This window comes from Leisingera aquaemixtae, from assembly GCF_006740765.1.
Taxonomy (GTDB): domain Bacteria; phylum Pseudomonadota; class Alphaproteobacteria; order Rhodobacterales; family Rhodobacteraceae; genus Leisingera; species Leisingera aquaemixtae.
This window is the reverse complement of record NZ_CP041159.1, coordinates 3,779,893-3,797,403: the sequence shown is the minus strand read 5'-3', so window position 1 is coordinate 3,797,403 and position 17,511 is coordinate 3,779,893. Positions and strand designations below refer to the sequence as shown.

The window sequence follows — 17,511 nt, the reverse complement described above, 5'->3', positions numbered from 1 at the left end:
TCGCGATCAGAACAGATCGGGTTCGTATTCGCGGCCCTCGTCCTCGGACGGGGAGTACATGTTGATTTCCATGCCGCAGTTGATTTCTTTCAGTTTCGGGGCAGACCAGGCCATTGCATCCTCCTTTGCTGGCTTTAATCCCGTCAGCCTACCCCCCCCGTCCCCGGCCCCGGTATTGGCCTTTGGTCGTAGGGACGGTCTCAGACTTTGGTCCAATGGCACGGGGCGTATATGCCCGGCAGACTGCCAGCCATGCGCGTATCCCGGCTCATACTCTGGCTTCAGGCCTGGCTGTTTGCGGCCAGTGCGCTGGCGGCGTCACCATTACCGCGCGAGGAAATCAGCGCTCTGATCATGCCGCCGTTCTCCCTGGGGGAGCCGGTGAACGGCAAGGGCGTCTATACCCTGCTCAACTCCGGCGGGGCGGAGGCGGGCTATGCCTTCGAAACCGAACCCCTTGCCCCCCTGCCCGGGTTTTCCGGCGCGCCGGTCAACGTGCTGGTACTGCTGGACCTGGATGGCAATTTTCTGGATGTCCGGCTGATCAGCCATAACGAGCCGGTCTTTGTCTCAGGGCTTGGCCCGGCCCCGTTCCACAGGTTCTTCGAGCAGTATCCCGGCCTGTCGGTCTTTTCGGCGATCACCGTCGGCACCCCCTATGGCGAGACAGATTCCGGCTCATCGCTGGTCTATCTCGACGGGGTGAGCAAGGCGACCGCGTCGGTGCGGATCGCGCATGACTCGGTGATGGCCGCCGCGCTGGCGGTCGCGCGCGAGAAGATGCACGGCGTCATCACCGCCCCCCCGGCCCGGCCGGACCCGGACCACAGCGAGCCGCTGGACTGGGCGGCGCTGGTGGATCAGGGGCTGGCCACCCGTGCCACCGTCTCCAATGCGGAGGTAGACGCGGCGTTCGCCGGCACCCTCTGGGCCGATGACGATCCGGAGGCGCAGCAGCACCCCGAGGCGCCCTATCTGGATCTCTGGATCATCGACCTCGGGCCGCCGTCAATCGCTCAGGCGGCACTGTCGCGCGCCGGTTACGACGAGCTGCAGGATTTCCTGGCGATCTCCCCCGAAGATGAGCCGCTCTTGCTGATCGAGACCGGCCGCCACGGGCTGGTCAGCCCGGAGTTCATCCGCAACACCGCCCCGGACCGGGTGTTTGCAACGCAGAACGGACTGCCGGTGGCGCTGCGCGACAGCGACCTGCTGGTCGAGCTGTCGCCGGATCTGCCCGAGCCTTTGCACGACGGCACGGCAATGATCCTGCGGGCCGACCGCCGCCTCGGCTTTGACCCGGCGCAGGCGTGGACCCTGCACGCCCAGGCGGTGCGTGCGCATGGCATGTTCCAGCCCGAAACCGGCACCGTGGAATTCCCTGCCACCCACCGGACCCCCGAACGCTTTTTCCTGCGGGCCGAGACCCTGGCGCCGGTGCCGCCCTGGCTGGAGGCACTGCGCAGCCGCCGCACGGACCTGATCGTGCTGGGCGTGCTGCTGACCACGCTGACCGCCGCACTGCTGCTGGCGCAAAGCCGGATCGCCGCCCGCAAGACCCTGACCCCGCTGCGGCTGACTGTGCTGGCGGCTGTCACTCTGTTCATCGGCTGGTGGGGCCAGGGCCAGCTGTCCATCGTCACCGTTCTTGGCGTGCTGCGCGCCACGGCCGAGGGCGGCAGCTTTGCCTTTCTCGCCTACGACCCGTTTTCGCTGCTGATCTGGGGTTTTGCCATCCTCGGGCTTGTCTTGTGGGGGCGGGCCCTGTTCTGCGGCTGGCTGTGCCCGTTTGGCGCGCTGCAAGAGTTCGCCCACCATCTGGGCCGCAGGCTGGGCGTGCCGCAAACGGGCCTTTCGCCGGCCTGGGACGGGCGGCTCAGGTATTTGAAATACGGCGTTCTGGCCGGGCTGGTTTCGCTGGTTTTCCTGGCGCCCGCGCATGTGGACACCGGGGCGGAGGTCGAACCCTTCAAGACCGCCATCACCACATTTTTCCTGCGCGAATGGTATTTCACAGCCTACGCCGTTTTCTGGCTGGCGGCGGGGCTGGTGCTGTTCAAGCCCTTCTGCCGCTACCTGTGCCCGCTGGGCGCGGCCATGGCGGCAGGCGGGCTGCTGCGGCGGCGCAACTGGATCGCCCGGCGCGCCGCCTGCGGCAGCCCTTGCCAGCTGTGCCGGGTGAAATGCGCCTATGGCGCGATCAAACCATCCGGCGCGGTCCGCTATGACGAATGCTTCGGCTGCCTCGACTGCGTGTCGATCTACGATGACCCGTCCCGCTGCGTGCCGCTGATCCTGTCGGCGCGCAAGAAACAGCAGCTGGAGGCCGCGGAATGAGCGCCAAACTGACCCGCCGCCGGTTCCTGGCTATCTCTGCCGCCGCCCTTGGTGCAGCGCCACCGGCGGCGCGGGCCGCGCCCGTCACCTGGCAGGGGTTTGCCCTGGGGGCCGAGGCGCGCCTGACCATCCATGCGCCGCCGCCGCTGGCAGACCGGGCAATTGCCGCCGCGCTATCGCAGCTGCGGCAGGCCGAACAGCTGTTCAGCCTCTACGATCCGGCCTCCGCGCTGTCGCGGCTGAACCGGACCGGGGTTCTGAAGAACCCGCCCCCGTGTTTTCTGGATCTGGCCCGGCTCTGCACCCGGATGCACGCGGCAACGGCAGGAGTGTTCGACCCCACGGTCCAGCCGCTTTGGCAGGCGCTGGCGCGCGGAGACGGAGTCCGCAAGGCTGCCCGCCTCTGCGGCTGGCACAAGGTGTCGGTGACAGCACGGGAAATCCGGCTGGCGCCGGGCCAGGCGCTGACCTTCAATGGCATTGCCCAGGGCTATGCCACCGGCATGGTCCGCGCCGCGCTTGGCCGTTTGGGGCTGGAGCGGGTTCTGGTCAACGCCGGCGAGTTTGCCGCCCTCGGCGGCCCGTTCCGCATCGGGCTCGCCGATCCGGAGCACGGCGTCTTTGCCGCCCGCAGCCTGACCGGCCGCGCCATCGCCACCTCCAGCCCCGGCGCGCTGCGGCTGCGCGGCGCCGCGCATATCCTGCACCCCGCGCTTGACCGGCGGCCGCTATGGGCCACCGTCAGCACCGAGGCCGGAAGCGCCGCGCTGGCGGATGCGGCCTCCACCGCCTTCTGCCTGATGAGTGAACGTGAAATCAGTGCCGCGCTGGCGCGTCTTCCGGGCGGCACCAGCGTTACCCTGCTGGCACAGGATGGCAGCCACATAACGCTGGGATGAACGGGATCAGCGCAGCTCAGGCGGACGGTGGCTGAGGCCGTGGGCCGCAAAGATGGCGGCAATCCGGCCGTCCTGCAGCGCGGCGGCAATAGCATCTTCTACCGCATAGGCCAGCGGGCGGTAGGAAAAATGCACCGCCACCCCGGCGGTCCAGGTGCCCGCGGAGAAGCCGGGCAAAGGCGGCGAGTGGACGGCGGTCTGCGCGGTCAGCCCGGCCTCCAGCTGCGCCAGCGGCCCCATCGCGGCCTTGGTTTCAGCCCGGTCCAGGCCTGCCATTGCCGCTGCCGCCGTCGGGTAGCGGCGGATATTGCCGCTCAGCTGGCCGCCGGGAAAGGCCGAAAGGTAGAAGTCGGCGATGGAATCATTCTCCACCGCGACGCTGTCGAAGCGGAAATAGGCGGGCAGCGGCGGGTCTTCGGGATAGGCGTCCCGGCGGTAGGCGATAGCGACCTCCTCGACGTGGTACTGGCCGGTGAACACCACCTGTTCGACCCGGCAGGCAAATTCGCTGTCATAGGGCACATGCAGCATGACGTTGGCGACGCTGCCGCCCACAATCGGTCCTTTCCAGATCCAGTTGCGCAGGTCCGCGTCCAGATTTTCGCCCGCCGCGACCAGGGTGAACCGGGCCTCGACCCCCAGCTCCGCAGCAATCAGCCGGGCGAGGTCGATGTCGGCGCCTTTGATGCGTCCCGCCTCCTCGTAGGACCAGGGGGGAAAATCCTCGTAGGCCGCAAAGGTGATGAAGCCGCGCTCGAGAATGGTCTCAAGATCCTGCCCGACGATATCGCGCGAGGCGTTCTGCGGCTTGGGCTGCGGCACATGGTCCGCACAGCGGGTCTGCCCGGCCTGCGCCCAGCCGCAGGCCAGCGCCGCAATCGTAAGGAAACCGGCCAGCTGCTGTCTCATGTGCCGCCGCCCTCCGCCCTAATGCGCCGCCGAGAGGCCGACAGTCAGGGCCTCCGCAGCCCCGGCAAAGTCCGGCTGCGCGCCGCCGATCAGGCTTGCCGCCCGGTAGGGTGCGCTGTCAGCGACCGGGGCGCCGGAGCCGGTTTCGACACCCTCCGCGATTTCCGAAAGCTCTGCCTGCAGCGCCGCCGCATCACCGCCGCCGCCGCTGGCCAGGGACGTCAGTTCGTCGCGGATCTCCAGCAGCCGGCCGGTGGCCTCGTCCAGGGCGCCATCATCGGGCCGGGTTTCCAGATAGGTGCGGATCGCCCAGGCGGCCTTCTGCCCCAGCAGCTCCCCGAAGGCGGGCATTTTGGTGATGCCGTTCTGGGTGTAACCGGTGCGGAAGCGTTCGACGAACCACTCGTCGCCCATCTCCTCCGCCTCCAGGTAGCGCAGGTCAGGCGCCAGCCCGCCAGAAACGCCGCCCAGCCCGTGGCAACGGGCGCAGTTCTGGTTGTAGCCGCTGCCGCCTATATCAATCGCCGCCTGCCAGACCTCCGCCTCCTGGCCGCGATAGGGGTTTTCGGTCAGCCATTCCTCGCCCACATCGGGCAGGGCATCGGTATTCACCGGCTGCGGCGCGACGTCTCCGTGGGCAAGCGCCGCTGTGGCAAGAGCCGCGAGCCCGAGGGCCGTAAGAGGCAATTTGAACATGAGTTCCTCCCGTAAGTTTGTGCTTGCCGAAAGCATAGCCAGCCCGGCCGCTGCCCCGATACGCGACTTAAGTTGGAGAACAGCGCAGGCGGCCTACGACCTTGGTCCAATGGCAGCGGGCCTCTGGGCGGCAGTACGCTCGGCCCATGCAGCCAGAACCGGGTGCCCCCATGCGCTTCCTGATCACACTCCTGATGGCCCTTTGCCCCGCCGCCCTTGCCGCCGCCGGGCTTGAGGTGCCGGTCATCTACCTGAAGCAGCAGGAACAGCAGCCCCCCACCCTTTCCAATCTCGACCCGCAGCCCGCGGACCTGGGCGAAACCGGCGCCCGGCTGGGGCTGGCCGACAACCGGACCACCGGCAGCTTCCTTGGCCACAGCTACAGCCTGGAGACGGTGGCGGTGCCGACGGGCGGCGATTTTGCCGCGGCGGCGCGGGCGGCGCTGAGCCGCAGCGCGCTGCTGATCCTGGATGCGCCCAAACCGGCGCTGCTGGCTGCCGCCGCCCTGCCGGAGGCGGAGGAAGCGCTGCTGTTCAACACCGCCAGCCCGGACACCGGCCTGCGCAGCGGCGACTGCCGCCGCAACCTCTTGCACACCCTGCCCTCGGACCTGATGCGCAGCGATGCGCTGATGCAGTTTGCGCTGACCAAGCGCTGGACCGGCCTCGCGCTGATCTCCGGCAGCCACCCGCAGGACCAGGCCTTTGCCGCTGCCCTGCGCCAGAGCGCCGCCAAGTTCGGGCTGGAAATCACAGCCGAGCAGACTTGGGACTATGGCGCCGACATGCGCCGCAACGCCGCCCAGGAGGTGCCGCTGTTGTCGCAGAGCCTGGGCCGCCACGACCTGCTGCTGGTCGCCGACGAGCTTCAGGATTTCGCCCGATACCTGCCATACAACACGTGGTTGCCGCGGCCGGTTGCCGGCTCCGAGGGCCTAGTGCCCGCGGCCTGGGCGCCGGTGGTCGAGCAATGGGGCGCCGCGCAGCTGCAGTCGCGGTTCCAGGACCTGGCCGGGCGCAAGATGCTGGCACGAGACTACGCCGCCTGGGCCGCGGTGCGCAGCATCGGCGAGGCTGTGACCCGCACCGGCTCAGCCGACGCGGTCGTCCTGCGCCAATACCTGCTATCGGACGCATTCGAGCTGGCGGGTTTCAAGGGCCGCTCGCTCAGCTACCGCAGCTGGAACGGTCAGCTGCGCCAGCCGATCCCGCTTGCCACTCCCCGCGCGCTGGCGGCGCAGGCGCCCTTGCCCGGTTTCCTGCACCAGCACAGCGAACTTGACACCCTTGGCCTTGATGAACCCGAAAGCCGCTGCGGAGCCTTCCAATGACATTTGCTGCAAAACCCCTTGCCGCGCTCGCCTTTCCGGCGCTGCTGGCCGCCGCGCCCCTTGATGCCCAGGAAATCTGGGTCACGAATGAAAAGGACGACACCATCAGCGTGATCGACATCGGCACGCTGGAGGTGGTCCGCACCATCGCAACGGGAGAGCGGCCGCGCGGCATCACTTTCTCCAAGGACTTCTCGCGAGTCTATGTCTGCGCCTCCGACAGCGACACGGTTCAGGTTCTGGATGCCGTCACCGGCGAGATCCTGCACGAGCTGCCCTCGGGCGAGGATCCCGAGCAGTTCGTTCTGCACCCGAACGACCGCCATCTCTACATCGCCAACGAGGATGACGCCGTGACCACGGTGGTCGACACCGAAACCCGCAAGGTGGTTGCCCAGATCAACGTCGGGATCGAGCCAGAGGGCATGGCCGTCTCGCCAGATGGCAAGATCGCCATCACCACTTCCGAGACCACCAATATGGCGCATTGGATCGACACGGAGACGCAACAGCTGTTTGCCAACACGCTGGTCGACGCCCGGCCCCGCCATGCCGAATTCACCGCCGGCGGCAGCGCGCTGTGGGTCTCTTCCGAGATCGGCGGCACCATTACGGTCTTCGACACCGCCACCCAGACCGAGACCGGCAAGATCGCCTTCGAGGTCAAGGGTGTGCATCCCGACCGCGTGCAGCCGGTGGGGTTTGCCTTCACCGAAGATGAAAAGACCGCCTTTGTGGCGCTTGGGCCGTCCAACCATGTGGCGGTGGTCAATGCGGAGACGCTGGAGGTGGAGGACTACATCCTGGTCGGCCGCCGGGTCTGGCACATGGCGTTTTCCCCCGACAAGTCGCTGCTGTTCACCACCAACGGCGTGTCCGGCGATGTGACCGTGATCGACACCGCCAAGCGCCAGGCGCTGAAGTCGATCAAGGTCGGCCGTTTTCCCTGGGGCGCGGCGCTGCGCCCCTGAGACCTGCCGCGCCCCGGCGGCGCGGCGTATCCAGACAGGAGGATCTCCGATGCTGAACCCCCGCCTATTCGCCGCGGCGCTGTGCCTGGCGCTGCCCGCAGCCGCCCTGGCCGGTGACGATGATGATCCGGGCAGGGCCGGCCTCGGCCTCGCCGGGCTGCTGTCCGCCAGCAACAAAGAGGACCTGCCGCCCATCATCCTGTCGGCGGGGATGCCGCTGGCCGAGGCGCCCTGGGTGCTGAAATCCGGCACCTATTACGAGTTCGAGATCCAGGGCGACGGCAGCCAGGAGCTGGCGCTGACGGGCGCGGAATTCTTCCGCGCGGTTTGGATCGACGAGATCGTGGTGGAGGGCCTTGAGATCCGCCCGCTGGGACTCGACAGTATCGAATTCGACGAGGCGGGCGAGATGGAGATCGGCTTCATCGCGCTGAAGCCTGGGAATTACCATCTCAAGGTGCCCGGCTCCACCGGCGATACCCAGCGGCTGGAGATCACCATCCAATGACCGGGCTGCGGGTGGAAAACCTGAGCTATGCCTACGGTGCCCGGCAGGCGCTGGACGGGGTCAGCTTCCGGGTTGAGCCCGGCACCTTCTGCGCCCTGCTCGGCCCCAACGGCGCGGGCAAGTCGACGCTGTTTGCGCTGCTCACCCGGCTGTTCGCCGCGCCGCAGGGCAGGATAGAGATTGCCGGCCACGACATGGCCCGTGCCCCGCGCAAGGCGCTGCGGCAGATGGGTGTCGTGTTCCAGCAGCCGACACTGGACCTGGACCTGACGGTGCAGCGCAACCTCAGCTATTTCGCCGCCCTGCACGGGCTGCGCGGCGCCAGGGCGCAAGCCCGGATCGAGGCCGCGCTGGAGCGGCTGGAGATGCGCGGCCGGCTGGGCGAGCGGGTGCGCGACCTCAATGGCGGCCACCGCCGCCGGCTGGAGATTGCCCGCAGCCTGATCCACCACCCCAAGGTTTTGCTGCTGGATGAGCCAACGGTGGGGCTGGATGCGGCAACCCGGCGCGCGATCACCGCCCATGTGCATGACCTGTCCCGGCGCAAGGGGCTGACGGTGCTTTGGGCCACCCATCTGACCGACGAGGTGGACGATGCCGACCAGCTGCTGATCCTGCACCGCGGCAGGCTGGCTGAAGACGGCACCGCCCGGCAGCTGCGCGGCGGGCTGGGGCTGGCGGACCACTTTCTCAGGCTGACGGGAGAGGCGGCGTGATGGACTGGCTGGCCGCCCTGACGGCGATCACGCAACGCGAGGCGCTGAGGTTCATTGGCCAGCGCGGCCGCTTTGTCGCGGCACTGGTGCGGCCGATGCTGTGGCTGGTTGTCTTTGCCGCCGGTTTCCGCGCCGCGCTTGGGCTGTCGATCACCCCGCCCTATGCCACCTACACCACTTACGAGGTCTATATCGTGCCGGGGCTGTGCGGCATGATCCTGCTGTTCAACGGCATGCAAAGCTCGCTGTCGATGGTCTATGACCGGGAGATGGGCTCGATGCGGCTGCTGCTGACCAGCCCGCTGCCGCGCTGGTGGCTGCTGGTCTGCCGCCTGCTCGCCAGCACTGCGATCTCGGTTCTTCAGGTCTATGTATTCCTGGGACTGGCAGCGCTGTTCGGCATCCGCTTCAGCTGGGGCGGTTATGCCGCACTGCTGCCCGCCCTGGTCCCCGCCGGGCTGATGCTGGGGGCGCTGGGGCTGGCGCTGTCCTCGGTGATCCGCCAGCTGGAGAACTTTGCCGGGGTGATGAATTTCGTGATCTTTCCGATGTTTTTTCTCTCCACCGCGCTCTACCCGCTGTGGAAGATGGCCGAAAGCTCGGCACTGCTGCGCGACATCTGTGCCGTGAACCCCTTCAGCCAGGCGGTCGAGCTGATCCGCTTTGCGCTCTATCAGCAGCTGAATGCCGTCGCGCTGGCTTGGGTGCTGCTGTCGGGGCTGGTCTGGCTGGGGCTGGCGGTCTGGGGCTACGACCCGGCCCGCGGGCTGATCCGCAAAGCCGCGAAACCGGGCTGAGCGGCCCCTGACCGCGCCGTATGCAAATGCACCGCAAACCCGGGCCGCAAGGCACCGGGCGCTGCCGCGTTGCGCCGCCGTCCCGCCCCGGCTGCCGCCCGCATACGACCATTGTGCAATACCGCCCGCCCGGTGCGCCCTGAATACTGTGGCAAGCCGGCAGCCCGCACCGGGCCGTGGCTGTTGAGGATCAAACGAAAGGGAGGAAGCCAATGAACCGCTTTATCGCGGCGGTCGCCGCAGGGACCATGATGGCGGGCGTCAGCCACGCCGGGGTCACCGAGGACGACCTCAGGAATGACCAGACAACCACCACCCAGGTGGTGACCAACGGGATGGGGCGGCACCTGCAGCGCTACAGCCCGCTCGATACCCTGAACAAGGACAACGTCGCAAACCTGGTGCCCGCCTGGGCCTTCAGCCTCGGCGGCGAAAAGCAGCGCGGCCAGGAAACCCAGCCGCTGATCTATGACGGCATCATGTATATCACCGGCTCCTACAGCCGGGTCTACGCCATCGACGTCGAGACCGGCCGCGAGATCTGGCAGTACGACGCCCGGCTGCCCGAAGGCATCCTGCCCTGCTGCGACGTGGTGAACCGCGGCGGCGCAATCTATGGCGACACCTTCTATTTCGGCACGCTGGACGCCCGCATCGTGGCGCTGGACCTCAAGACCGGCGACGTGAAATGGCGCAAGAAGGTGGCCGACTACAAGGCCGGCTATTCGATGACCGCGGCACCGCTGATCGTCAACGGGCTGGTGATCACCGGCAATTCCGGCGGCGAGTTCGGCATTGTCGGCGAGGTGCAGGCGCGGGATGCCGAAACCGGCGATCTGGTCTGGACCCGGCCGGTGATCGAGGGCCACATGGGCACCTTCAAAGGTGAGGACAGCACCATGACCGGCACCCTGAATGCCACCTGGCCGGGCGACATGTGGAAGACCGGCGGCGGCGCCACCTGGCTCGGCGGCTCCTATGATGCGGAGACCGATACGCTGGTCTTCGGCGCGGGCAACCCGGCGCCCTGGAACAGCCACCTGCGCAACGCCGGCACTCCGGTCGAGGGCAACGCGGGCGACAACCTCTATGCCGCCAGCCGCATCGGCATCGACCCTTCCAACGGCGAGATCAAGTGGCACTTCCAGACCACCCCGCGCGAGGGCTGGGATTATGACGGCGTCAACGAGGTGGTCGCCTACACCGACCGCAGCGGCAACAAGCGTTTTGCCACCGCCGACCGCAACGGCTTCTTCTATGTCCTGAACCGCGACGACGGCAAGTTCGTCAGCGCAACGCCCTTCGTCAAGGACATCACCTGGGCCAAGCGCATCGACGAGACCGGCCGCCCGGTGTTCAACGAGGACAACCGCCCCGGCAACCCGGCGGATGCAGCCGACGGCAACAAGGGGGAGGTGATCTTTGCCTCGCCGTCGTTCCTGGGCGGCAAGAACTGGATGCCGATGGCGTTCTCCCAGAACACCGGCAACTTCTATGTGCCTTCGAACGAATGGGGCATGGATATCTGGAACGAGCCGATCAGCTACAAAAAGGGCGCCGCCTATCTGGGCGCGGGTTTCACCATCAAGCCGAACTACGAGGACCATATCGGCAGCCTCAAGGCGATCGACCCGGACACCGGCGAGATCAAGTGGGAATACAAGAACGACGCGCCGCTTTGGGCCGGGGTGATGACCACCGCTGGCGGGCTGGTGTTCACCGGTACCCCCGAGGGCCGCTTCATCGCCTTCGACGACGAAACCGGCGAGGAGCTGTGGTCGTTCCAGACCGGCTCCGGCATCGTCGGCCAGCCGGTTACCTGGGAGCAGGACGGTGTGCAGTATGTTTCGGTCGTCTCCGGCTGGGGCGGCGCGGTGCCGCTGTGGGGCGGCGAGGTCGCCAAGAAGGTCAACTACCTGAACCAGGGCGGCATGGTCTGGACGTTCCGCCTCCCCCGCCAGCTGGCGCAAGCGGACTGATCCCGCACCGGCTGAAGATAAATGCAATGAACTCAGGCGCGTCTCCTGCGGGAGGCGCGTCTTCCATATGCGACTTTAGGCGTATACCGCTGCCGCTGCCCGCTTGATAAGCTGGCAGGAAAACAACAGCTCTGGTGCAGATATGCCGACACACACGGACACGCCGAAAACCCCAGGGTTCAATGCGGCGCTGCTGGTGGATGACCACCCGCTGTTCTGTGACGCTCTGGCGATGACATTGCAGGCGGTGACCGCGATCAGCAGCATGCACACTGCGCCGGCCCTGCAGGCTGCGCTCGACATGATCGCCGGGGGCATCCGCATCGACCTGGTGGTGCTGGACCTGAACCTGCCCGACGTCAACGGGCTGGACGGGCTGCTGCGCCTGCGCAAGGTGACGGACTGCCCGATCCTGGTGGTCTCCTCCATGGCCGACAACCGCATCGTCAGTTCGGTGATCCATGCCGGCGCTAACGGCTTCATTCCCAAGCACAGCCAGCGCGACGTGTTCCAGAAGGCGGTGGAGGCGATCAACCAGGGCAAGGTGTTCCTGCCCGACGGATACGTGCTGCTGGAAGACAGCGCCGGCAGCAGCGACGACGTGCTGCAGCGGCTGTCGCAGCTGACCAACCAGCAGGCCCGGATCCTGCAGTTGATCTGCGAAGGCAAGCTGAACAAACAGATCGCCTATGACCTGTCGATCGCCGAGACCACGGTAAAGGCCCATATCACCGCCATCATGCGCAAGCTAGGCGTGCAAAGCCGCACCCAGGCGGTGCTGGCCGCCAAGCAGGCGAGTTTTGCAAACGTCTTGCAAGACACGCCGCCGTCCGCCTAGTCTGGCGGACGAAATTCGGGGAGGAGAAAGGCGATGGGCCCTGTCCATGGTCCGTCGGGTGCAACCATGACGGAACCGCAGGTTGTCCGGTCCGGCTCGGTTGACTGCCGGGCGGCGGACGCTGTCGAACAACTGGCACAGGCGCTGAACCCGAACGGCCTTTCGCTGGTGGTTCTGTTTCTGTCTCCGGACACCGACGTGGCGCGGCTGATCGACGAGGCGCAGCGCCGGTTTGCCCCTGCGCAGGTTGTCGGCTGCACCTCTGCGGGGGAAATTTCAGCGGCCGGCTATGTCGAAGGCGAGATCGTCGCCATCGGCTTTGCCCAATCGCATTTTCAGACCCGCACCATCCTGATCGAGGACCTCGACAGCTTCGATCCGCACAGCGTGATCGAGCGGATGATCCGCAACCGCAGCCACATGGCGCAGGAGCCCGGCAGGTGGATCTCCGACTTTACCTTCCTGCTGGTCGACGGGCTTTCCACCAAGGAGGACGCGCTGACCTCGCAGCTGTCGGTGGGGCTGGGGCCGGTGGCCTTTTTCGGCGGGTCGGCGGGTGACGGCACCAACTTTGGCAAGACCTATGTGCTGCATGGCGGACAGGCCCATTCCAACGCTGCCATCCTGATCCAGGTGCGCAGCCGCTGCCCGATCAAGGTCTTCAAGACCGACCACCTGATCCCCTCTCAGAAGCGCATGGTGGTGACCGGGGCCGATCCGGCCCGCAGGGTCGTGCATGAAATCAATGCCGAACCCGCCGCCCGCGAATACGCCCGGGTGCTGGGCAAAGACCCGGAGCAGCTCACCGCCTTCACCTTTGCCGCCCATCCCGTCGCCGTGCAGTTCGGGGATCAGCACCATGTGCGCGCCATCCAGCGGGTTGCCGACAATGACGAGCTGGTGTTTTTCTCCGCCATCGACGAGGGCGTGGTGCTGACCCTGGCCGAGCCGGAGGACATGGTGATCCACCTGGAGCGCGAGATGGCCGCGCTCAGCGCCAGCCGCCGCCCCGAGATCATCCTGGCCTGCGACTGCATCCTGCGGCGGCTGGAAGCGCAGCAGAAACAGGTCTCGCAGGACATTTCCCGCATCCTGCGCGACAACCGGGTGGTGGGCTTTTCGACCTATGGCGAGCAGATCAACTCGATGCATGTCAACCAGACCCTGACCGGGGTGGCGATCTACCCGCCCGAAGAGGGCTGAGCGATGGTGCATGAGCTGATCGACCCCCGCGACACGCCGGAGCGGCAGAACCAGAAGCTGCTGAAGATCGTGGAAACCCTGATGCGCCGGGCCGAGCAGAGCTCGGATGCCTCCGGCGAGGCCTATGCCCAGTTCCAGCGTGCGGTGATGCTGGAGGAGGAGGTGCGCGTGCGCACCCGCGAGCTGGAGCACGCGCTGGACCTGCTCAACGAGTCAAACGCCAGGCTGGCGCTGGCCAATGCCGAGACCGAGGCCGCCCGCGCCAACCTGGCCAATGCGATCGAGACGGTGCAGGAAGGCTTTGCCCTGTTTGACGCGCAGGACGTGCTGGTGATGTGCAACACCCGCTTCGGCAAGCACATGGCCGATATCTACCATCTGCTGCGGCCGGGATTGAGATTTGCCGACTACGTGAACCTTGTGGCAACCAGCGTCCATCTGGCGCTGCCGGAGGGGGAGAGCGCCGAAGGCTGGGAGGCCTACCGGATCGCCCGCCACAAAGACGACCATGCAGTGTTCAACGTGATGATGGCCGGCAACAGCTGGCTGCAGGTCAGCGAGCACCGCACCCCGGACGGCGGCACCGTGATCCTGCAGACCGACATCACCGACATGATGCGGCTGGAGCGGCAGGAGCGCGAGCGGCTGCTGGACGACCAGTCGCGGGTCATCAAGGCAACCCTGGAGCATCTGAACCAGGGCGTCTGCATCTTCGACGCCCAGAACCGGCTGGTCGGCTGGAACCGCCGCGCCGGAGAGCTCTTGTCGATGCCCGCGGGCAAGTTTCAGCTGGGCATGTTTTTCGCGACCCTCTACCGCCAGGCTGCGGACAGCATCCGCATCCTGGGCGGCACCCGGCTGGACGACGTTGAGGCCTGGGTGGCCAGCACCGCCAAGCGGGCACCCCTGTCGTTCGAGATCGGGCTGGGACGCGACCGCATCCTGGCAGTGTTTGCGCAGCAAATGCCGGACAAGGGATTTGTCATCAGCTTTACCGATGTGACCGCCGAACGCGCCGCCGTGCGCACCATTTCCCAGGTCAACGAAACGCTGGAACAGCGTGTTGCTGAACGGACTCTGGAACTGGAGGACGCGCTGTCGGAGGCGGAGCGTGCCAATGCCTCCAAATCGAGGTTCGTTGCCGCCGCCAGCCACGACCTGCTGCAGCCGCTGTCCGCCGCCAAGCTCTATGTCGGCTCGCTGGAGGACGACCTGCAGGACGCGGGCCTTAGAGACCGGGCGGCCAAGGCCGGCAACGCGCTGGTCGCGGTCGAGCGTATCCTAGGCGCCCTGCTGGACATCTCCAAGCTCGACTCCGGCCTGGCGGCAATCGACCGCACCGCCATCAGCCTGGGCAGTCTTCTGGACCAGCTGAAGGACGAGCTGGAACCGGTTGCCCGGCTCAAGGGGCTGGACTTCCGGGTCGTGCGCAGCGGCGCAGTGGTGGAAAGCGACGCCGCCTACCTGCGCCGCATCCTGCAGAATCTCGCCTCCAACGCGGTGCGCTATACCGGCAGCGGCAAGGTGCTGATCGGGGTGCGGCAGCGGCCCGGCCGGGTGCTGCTGGAGGTCCGCGACACCGGCCCCGGCATCCCACCGGAGCATCAGGACAGGGTGTTCCAGGAGTTTCAGCGGCTTAACGCCAAGGCCAGCCCGTCGGACGGCATGGGGCTGGGCCTCGCCATTGTCGAGCGGGCCTGCCGGCTGCTGAAACATCCGCTGAACCTCACCTCGGAGGTCGGGCGCGGCACCTGCTTTTCGGTGGAGCTGCCGCTGAGCACGGCGGCGCGCGCGCCGTCACCCCTGCCAGTCCCCGGTGCCGGCGCCGCGGTGCCGTTCGAGCACCGGATCGTGGTTCTGATCGAAAACGACGCCGACCTCAGGGCGGCGCTGGAGATCACGCTGGACAGCTGGGGGCTGAACGTGCTGCCCTGCGCCAGCTGCGCCGAGGCCAGAGCGCTGCTGCAGGAAATCGACATCAGCCCGGATGCGATCATCGCCGATTACCAGCTGGACGACGGGGCACTGGGAACCGGTGCGATTGCCGCGCTCAGGGCGCAGCACGGGCCGGTCCCGGCCTGCCTGGTGACCGCCAACCGTTCACCGGATCTGGCGGCTGCCTGCGCCGGGCTGAACGCGGCGCTCTTGCACAAACCGATCGACACCGGCGCGCTGCGCGGCTTCCTGGAGCGTGCGCTGACCTGACCAAATCGCGGCGCGTCTCAGCGCAGGCACACGTCCGAGCGGGTCAGGAACCGCTTTCCGCTGCCGTTCTCCAGCGAGAACATCCCGCCGATGCCGTCAATCGCGTCGATCACCAGGCTGGTGTGCTTCCAGCGCGCGTGCTGATCGGCATTAATATAAAACGGCACGCCGCCGATCTCCCCCACCAGCACATCGCTGCCGCCGATGATGTAGTCGCCCTGCTGAAAGCACATCGGCGCAGACCCGTCGCAGCAGCCGCCGGACTGGTGAAACAGCAGATCCTGCCCGAACCGCGCCTTCAGCGCGCCGATCAGATCCAGCGCCGCCTGTGTTGCCGTCACCGTCATGCCGGTTGTTCCGGTCATTGCAGTCTCCCCCGGCTGAATGAAAAAGGAACGGCCCCGGACACCCGGGGCCGCCTGCAGCGCAACTTGCTCAGAAGAAGCCCAGCGCGTTGGGGCTGTAGCTGACCAGAAGGTTCTTAGTCTGCCGGTAGTGGTCCAGCATCAACTTGTGGTTCTCCCGGCCGATGCCCGACTGCTTGTAGCCGCCAAAGGCCGCATGCGCCGGATAGGCGTGATAGCAGTTGGTCCAGACCCGGCCCGCCTGGATGTCGCGGCCAAAGCGGAAGGCGCGGTTGGTGTCGCGGGTCCACACCCCGGCGCCCAGACCGTAGAGCGTGTCATTGGCGATCTCCAGCGCTTCGGCATCATCCTTGAAGGTGGTGACGGACAGCACCGGCCCGAAGATCTCCTCCTGGAAGATCCGCATCTTGTTATGGCCTTTGAACACGGTCGGCTCGATATAGTTGCCGCCTTCCAGCCCCTCCAGGGCAGAGACATTGCCGCCAGTCAGCAGCTCGGCGCCTTCGTCCTTGCCCAGCTGCAGGTAGGAGGCGATCTTCTCCTTCTGCTCGGCCGAAGCCTGGGCGCCGATCATCGTGTCCATGGACAGCGGGTTGCCCTGTTTCACCGCCTTCACCCGTTCGATGGCGCGGGCCATGAAGTCGTCGTAGATCGACTCCTGGATCAGCGCCCGGCTGGGGCAGGTGCACACCTCGCCCTGGTTCAGGGCAAACATGGTGAAGCCTTCCAGGCATTTGTCGAAATAGGCGTCATCCGCGCTCATCACGTCTTCAAAGAAGATGTTCGGCGATTTGCCACCCAGTTCCAGTGTCACCGGGATCAGGTTCTGGCTGGCATATTGCATGATCAGCCGCCCGGTGGTGGTCTCGCCGGTAAAGGCGATCTTGGCGATCCGGTTCGACGAGGCCAGCGGCTTGCCCGCCTCCAGACCGAAGCCGTTGACGATGTTCAGGACGCCCGCAGGCAGCACCCCGGCGATCAGTTCCGCCAGCACCATGATCGAGGCCGGGGTCTGCTCCGCCGGTTTCAGCACCACGCAGTTGCCCGCTGCCAATGCCGGCGCCAGCTTCCACACCGCCATCAGCAGCGGGAAGTTCCACGGGATGATCTGCCCGACCACGCCCAACGGTTCCGGGATGTGGTAGGCATAGGTGTCGGCATCGATTTCGGAGATATGGCCTTCCTCGGCGCGGATGCAGCCCGCGAAGTAGCGCCAGTGGTCGACACAGAGGGCGAGGTCGGCGTGAATTGACTCGCGGATCGGCTTGCCGTTGTCCAGCGTCTCCGCCGCCGCCAGCAGCTGGGTGTTCTCCTCCATGATACCGGCGATCTTCAGCAGCATGTTGGCGCGCTCGGTGGTCGAGGTCTTGCCCCAGGCCGGAAACGCCGCGTGGGCCGCGTCCAGGGCCGCCTCGACATCCTCGGCGTTTGAGCGGGCCACCTCGCAGATCACCTCGCCGTTAATCGGGGTGGTGTTTTCGAAATACTGGCCCGAGCGGGGTTCGGTAAATTCGCCGTTGATAAAGTTGCCATAGCGCGGCTTGAACGGAAATTCGACGCCCAGATGCGCCGTGTCCAGTGCCGGATTGGCCAGCCCGTTCGTGTGGATGTTCATGCCATTCCTCCCAAGAATTGATCCAAGAAATGCAGCGGAACTGGCGGCCATGCACCTTCTATTGCAGGCACTCGGTCCGGTGCTGCTTCAAGGCTTAGACCATCGGCAATAGCCGCGGTATTCGACCAAAGTCCTTGCCGGC

General features: G+C 66.6%; 16 protein-coding genes. 11 read left to right on the top strand and 5 right to left on the bottom strand.

Translation table 11 applies throughout. From position 1 onward, the window contains the following. Window positions 1–6: 6 nt before the first annotated feature. Window positions 7–114 carry a pyrroloquinoline quinone precursor peptide PqqA gene (gene pqqA / locus R2C4_RS20190; protein WP_027236494.1) on the bottom strand — a complete coding sequence of 36 codons (108 nt, stop codon included), beginning with the start codon at window positions 112–114 and terminating at the stop codon, window positions 7–9. 138 nt (window positions 115–252) lie between these two features. On the opposite strand from pqqA, the gene R2C4_RS20185 reads away from it, so the two are divergent. Further along, a complete protein-coding gene (locus R2C4_RS20185) occupies window positions 253–2,337 on the top strand; it encodes a 4Fe-4S binding protein (protein ID WP_141891994.1) in 2,085 nt (694 codons plus the stop codon). Continuing rightward, window positions 2,334–3,236, top strand: a complete 903-nt coding sequence (locus R2C4_RS20180; RefSeq protein WP_141891993.1) for an FAD:protein FMN transferase — start codon at window positions 2,334–2,336, stop codon at window positions 3,234–3,236. The genes R2C4_RS20185 and R2C4_RS20180 overlap by 4 nt, the downstream gene beginning before the upstream one ends. 6 nt (window positions 3,237–3,242) lie before the next feature. Here the strand turns inward: R2C4_RS20180 and R2C4_RS20175 are convergent, their stop codons facing one another. Together R2C4_RS20175 and pedF are read right to left on the bottom strand one after the other, a co-directional pair. Further along, entirely contained in the window at window positions 3,243–4,145 is a 903-nt protein-coding gene (locus R2C4_RS20175; protein WP_141891992.1) for a substrate-binding periplasmic protein, read from the bottom strand. An 18-nt stretch (window positions 4,146–4,163) separates the two neighbouring features. Beyond that, a complete protein-coding gene (pedF, locus tag R2C4_RS20170; protein ID WP_208764513.1) occupies window positions 4,164–4,841 on the bottom strand; it encodes a cytochrome c-550 PedF in 678 nt (225 codons plus the stop codon). Window positions 4,842–5,011: 170 nt separating this feature from the next. Between pedF and R2C4_RS20165 the strand changes: the two genes are divergently transcribed. The 9 genes from R2C4_RS20165 to R2C4_RS20125 all read left to right on the top strand — a co-directional run bounded on the left by R2C4_RS20165 (window position 5,012) and on the right by R2C4_RS20125 (window position 15,389). Then, window positions 5,012–6,172, top strand: coding sequence for an ABC transporter substrate-binding protein (locus tag R2C4_RS20165; protein ID WP_141891990.1), 1,161 nt, complete (start codon window positions 5,012–5,014; stop codon window positions 6,170–6,172). After that, the gene (locus tag R2C4_RS20160; RefSeq protein ID WP_141891989.1) at window positions 6,169–7,143 is read left to right on the top strand and encodes a YVTN family beta-propeller repeat protein; all 975 of its coding nucleotides are present in this window, start codon (window positions 6,169–6,171) and stop codon (window positions 7,141–7,143) included. Before R2C4_RS20165 ends, R2C4_RS20160 begins: the two co-directional genes overlap by 4 nt. Window positions 7,144–7,192: 49 nt before the next feature. Beyond that, complete coding sequence (locus R2C4_RS20155) at window positions 7,193–7,651, top strand: cupredoxin domain-containing protein (protein ID WP_141891988.1); 459 nt, start codon at window positions 7,193–7,195, stop codon at window positions 7,649–7,651. Beyond that, window positions 7,648–8,367, top strand: coding sequence for an ABC transporter ATP-binding protein (locus R2C4_RS20150; protein WP_141891987.1), 720 nt, complete (start codon window positions 7,648–7,650; stop codon window positions 8,365–8,367). Before R2C4_RS20155 ends, R2C4_RS20150 begins: the two co-directional genes overlap by 4 nt. Further along, complete coding sequence (locus tag R2C4_RS20145) at window positions 8,367–9,164, top strand: ABC transporter permease (RefSeq protein WP_141892143.1); 798 nt, start codon at window positions 8,367–8,369, stop codon at window positions 9,162–9,164. The genes R2C4_RS20150 and R2C4_RS20145 overlap by 1 nt, the downstream gene beginning before the upstream one ends. Before the next feature lie 212 nt (window positions 9,165–9,376). After that, window positions 9,377–11,143: a PQQ-dependent methanol/ethanol family dehydrogenase gene (locus tag R2C4_RS20140; RefSeq protein ID WP_141891986.1), complete on the top strand. Its 1,767-nt coding sequence runs from the start codon at window positions 9,377–9,379 to the stop codon at window positions 11,141–11,143. A gap of 142 nt (window positions 11,144–11,285) precedes the next feature. After that, complete coding sequence (locus R2C4_RS20135; RefSeq protein WP_058286182.1) at window positions 11,286–11,981, top strand: LuxR C-terminal-related transcriptional regulator; 696 nt, start codon at window positions 11,286–11,288, stop codon at window positions 11,979–11,981. Between the two features lie 66 nt (window positions 11,982–12,047). Continuing rightward, entirely contained in the window at window positions 12,048–13,184 is a 1,137-nt protein-coding gene (locus tag R2C4_RS20130) for an FIST N-terminal domain-containing protein (RefSeq protein WP_244940762.1), read from the top strand. Between the two features lie 3 nt (window positions 13,185–13,187). Next, a complete protein-coding gene (locus tag R2C4_RS20125) occupies window positions 13,188–15,389 on the top strand; it encodes a hybrid sensor histidine kinase/response regulator (RefSeq protein WP_141891984.1) in 2,202 nt (733 codons plus the stop codon). A 17-nt stretch (window positions 15,390–15,406) separates the two neighbouring features. Here R2C4_RS20125 and R2C4_RS20120 read toward each other — a convergent pair whose 3' ends face one another. Both R2C4_RS20120 and adh read right to left on the bottom strand, forming a co-directional pair. Then, on the bottom strand, window positions 15,407–15,754 hold the full coding sequence (locus tag R2C4_RS20120) for a DUF779 domain-containing protein (protein ID WP_208764512.1): 348 nt from the start codon (window positions 15,752–15,754) through the stop codon (window positions 15,407–15,409). 70 nt (window positions 15,755–15,824) lie between these two features. After that, on the bottom strand, window positions 15,825–17,369 hold the full coding sequence (adh, locus tag R2C4_RS20115) for an aldehyde dehydrogenase (protein ID WP_141891983.1): 1,545 nt from the start codon (window positions 17,367–17,369) through the stop codon (window positions 15,825–15,827). Window positions 17,370–17,511 lie beyond the last annotated feature (142 nt).

What these genes read in the sequence shown, in the direction of transcription:
- pqqA (WP_027236494.1), bottom strand. Translation starts at nt 114, where the DNA reads ATGGCCTGGTCTGCCCCGAAACTGAAAGAAATCAACTGCGGCATGGAA.
- R2C4_RS20185 (WP_141891994.1), top strand. Translation starts at nt 253, where the DNA reads ATGCGCGTATCCCGGCTCATACTCTGGCTTCAGGCCTGGCTGTTTGCG.
- R2C4_RS20180 (WP_141891993.1), top strand. Translation starts at nt 2,334, where the DNA reads ATGAGCGCCAAACTGACCCGCCGCCGGTTCCTGGCTATCTCTGCCGCC.
- R2C4_RS20175 (WP_141891992.1), bottom strand. Translation starts at nt 4,145, where the DNA reads ATGAGACAGCAGCTGGCCGGTTTCCTTACGATTGCGGCGCTGGCCTGC.
- pedF (WP_208764513.1), bottom strand. Translation starts at nt 4,841, where the DNA reads ATGTTCAAATTGCCTCTTACGGCCCTCGGGCTCGCGGCTCTTGCCACA.
- R2C4_RS20165 (WP_141891990.1), top strand. Translation starts at nt 5,012, where the DNA reads ATGCGCTTCCTGATCACACTCCTGATGGCCCTTTGCCCCGCCGCCCTT.
- R2C4_RS20160 (WP_141891989.1), top strand. Translation starts at nt 6,169, where the DNA reads ATGACATTTGCTGCAAAACCCCTTGCCGCGCTCGCCTTTCCGGCGCTG.
- R2C4_RS20155 (WP_141891988.1), top strand. Translation starts at nt 7,193, where the DNA reads ATGCTGAACCCCCGCCTATTCGCCGCGGCGCTGTGCCTGGCGCTGCCC.
- R2C4_RS20150 (WP_141891987.1), top strand. Translation starts at nt 7,648, where the DNA reads ATGACCGGGCTGCGGGTGGAAAACCTGAGCTATGCCTACGGTGCCCGG.
- R2C4_RS20145 (WP_141892143.1), top strand. Translation starts at nt 8,367, where the DNA reads ATGGACTGGCTGGCCGCCCTGACGGCGATCACGCAACGCGAGGCGCTG.
- R2C4_RS20140 (WP_141891986.1), top strand. Translation starts at nt 9,377, where the DNA reads ATGAACCGCTTTATCGCGGCGGTCGCCGCAGGGACCATGATGGCGGGC.
- R2C4_RS20135 (WP_058286182.1), top strand. Translation starts at nt 11,286, where the DNA reads ATGCCGACACACACGGACACGCCGAAAACCCCAGGGTTCAATGCGGCG.
- R2C4_RS20130 (WP_244940762.1), top strand. Translation starts at nt 12,048, where the DNA reads ATGACGGAACCGCAGGTTGTCCGGTCCGGCTCGGTTGACTGCCGGGCG.
- R2C4_RS20125 (WP_141891984.1), top strand. Translation starts at nt 13,188, where the DNA reads ATGGTGCATGAGCTGATCGACCCCCGCGACACGCCGGAGCGGCAGAAC.
- R2C4_RS20120 (WP_208764512.1), bottom strand. Translation starts at nt 15,754, where the DNA reads ATGACCGGAACAACCGGCATGACGGTGACGGCAACACAGGCGGCGCTG.
- adh (WP_141891983.1), bottom strand. Translation starts at nt 17,369, where the DNA reads ATGAACATCCACACGAACGGGCTGGCCAATCCGGCACTGGACACGGCG.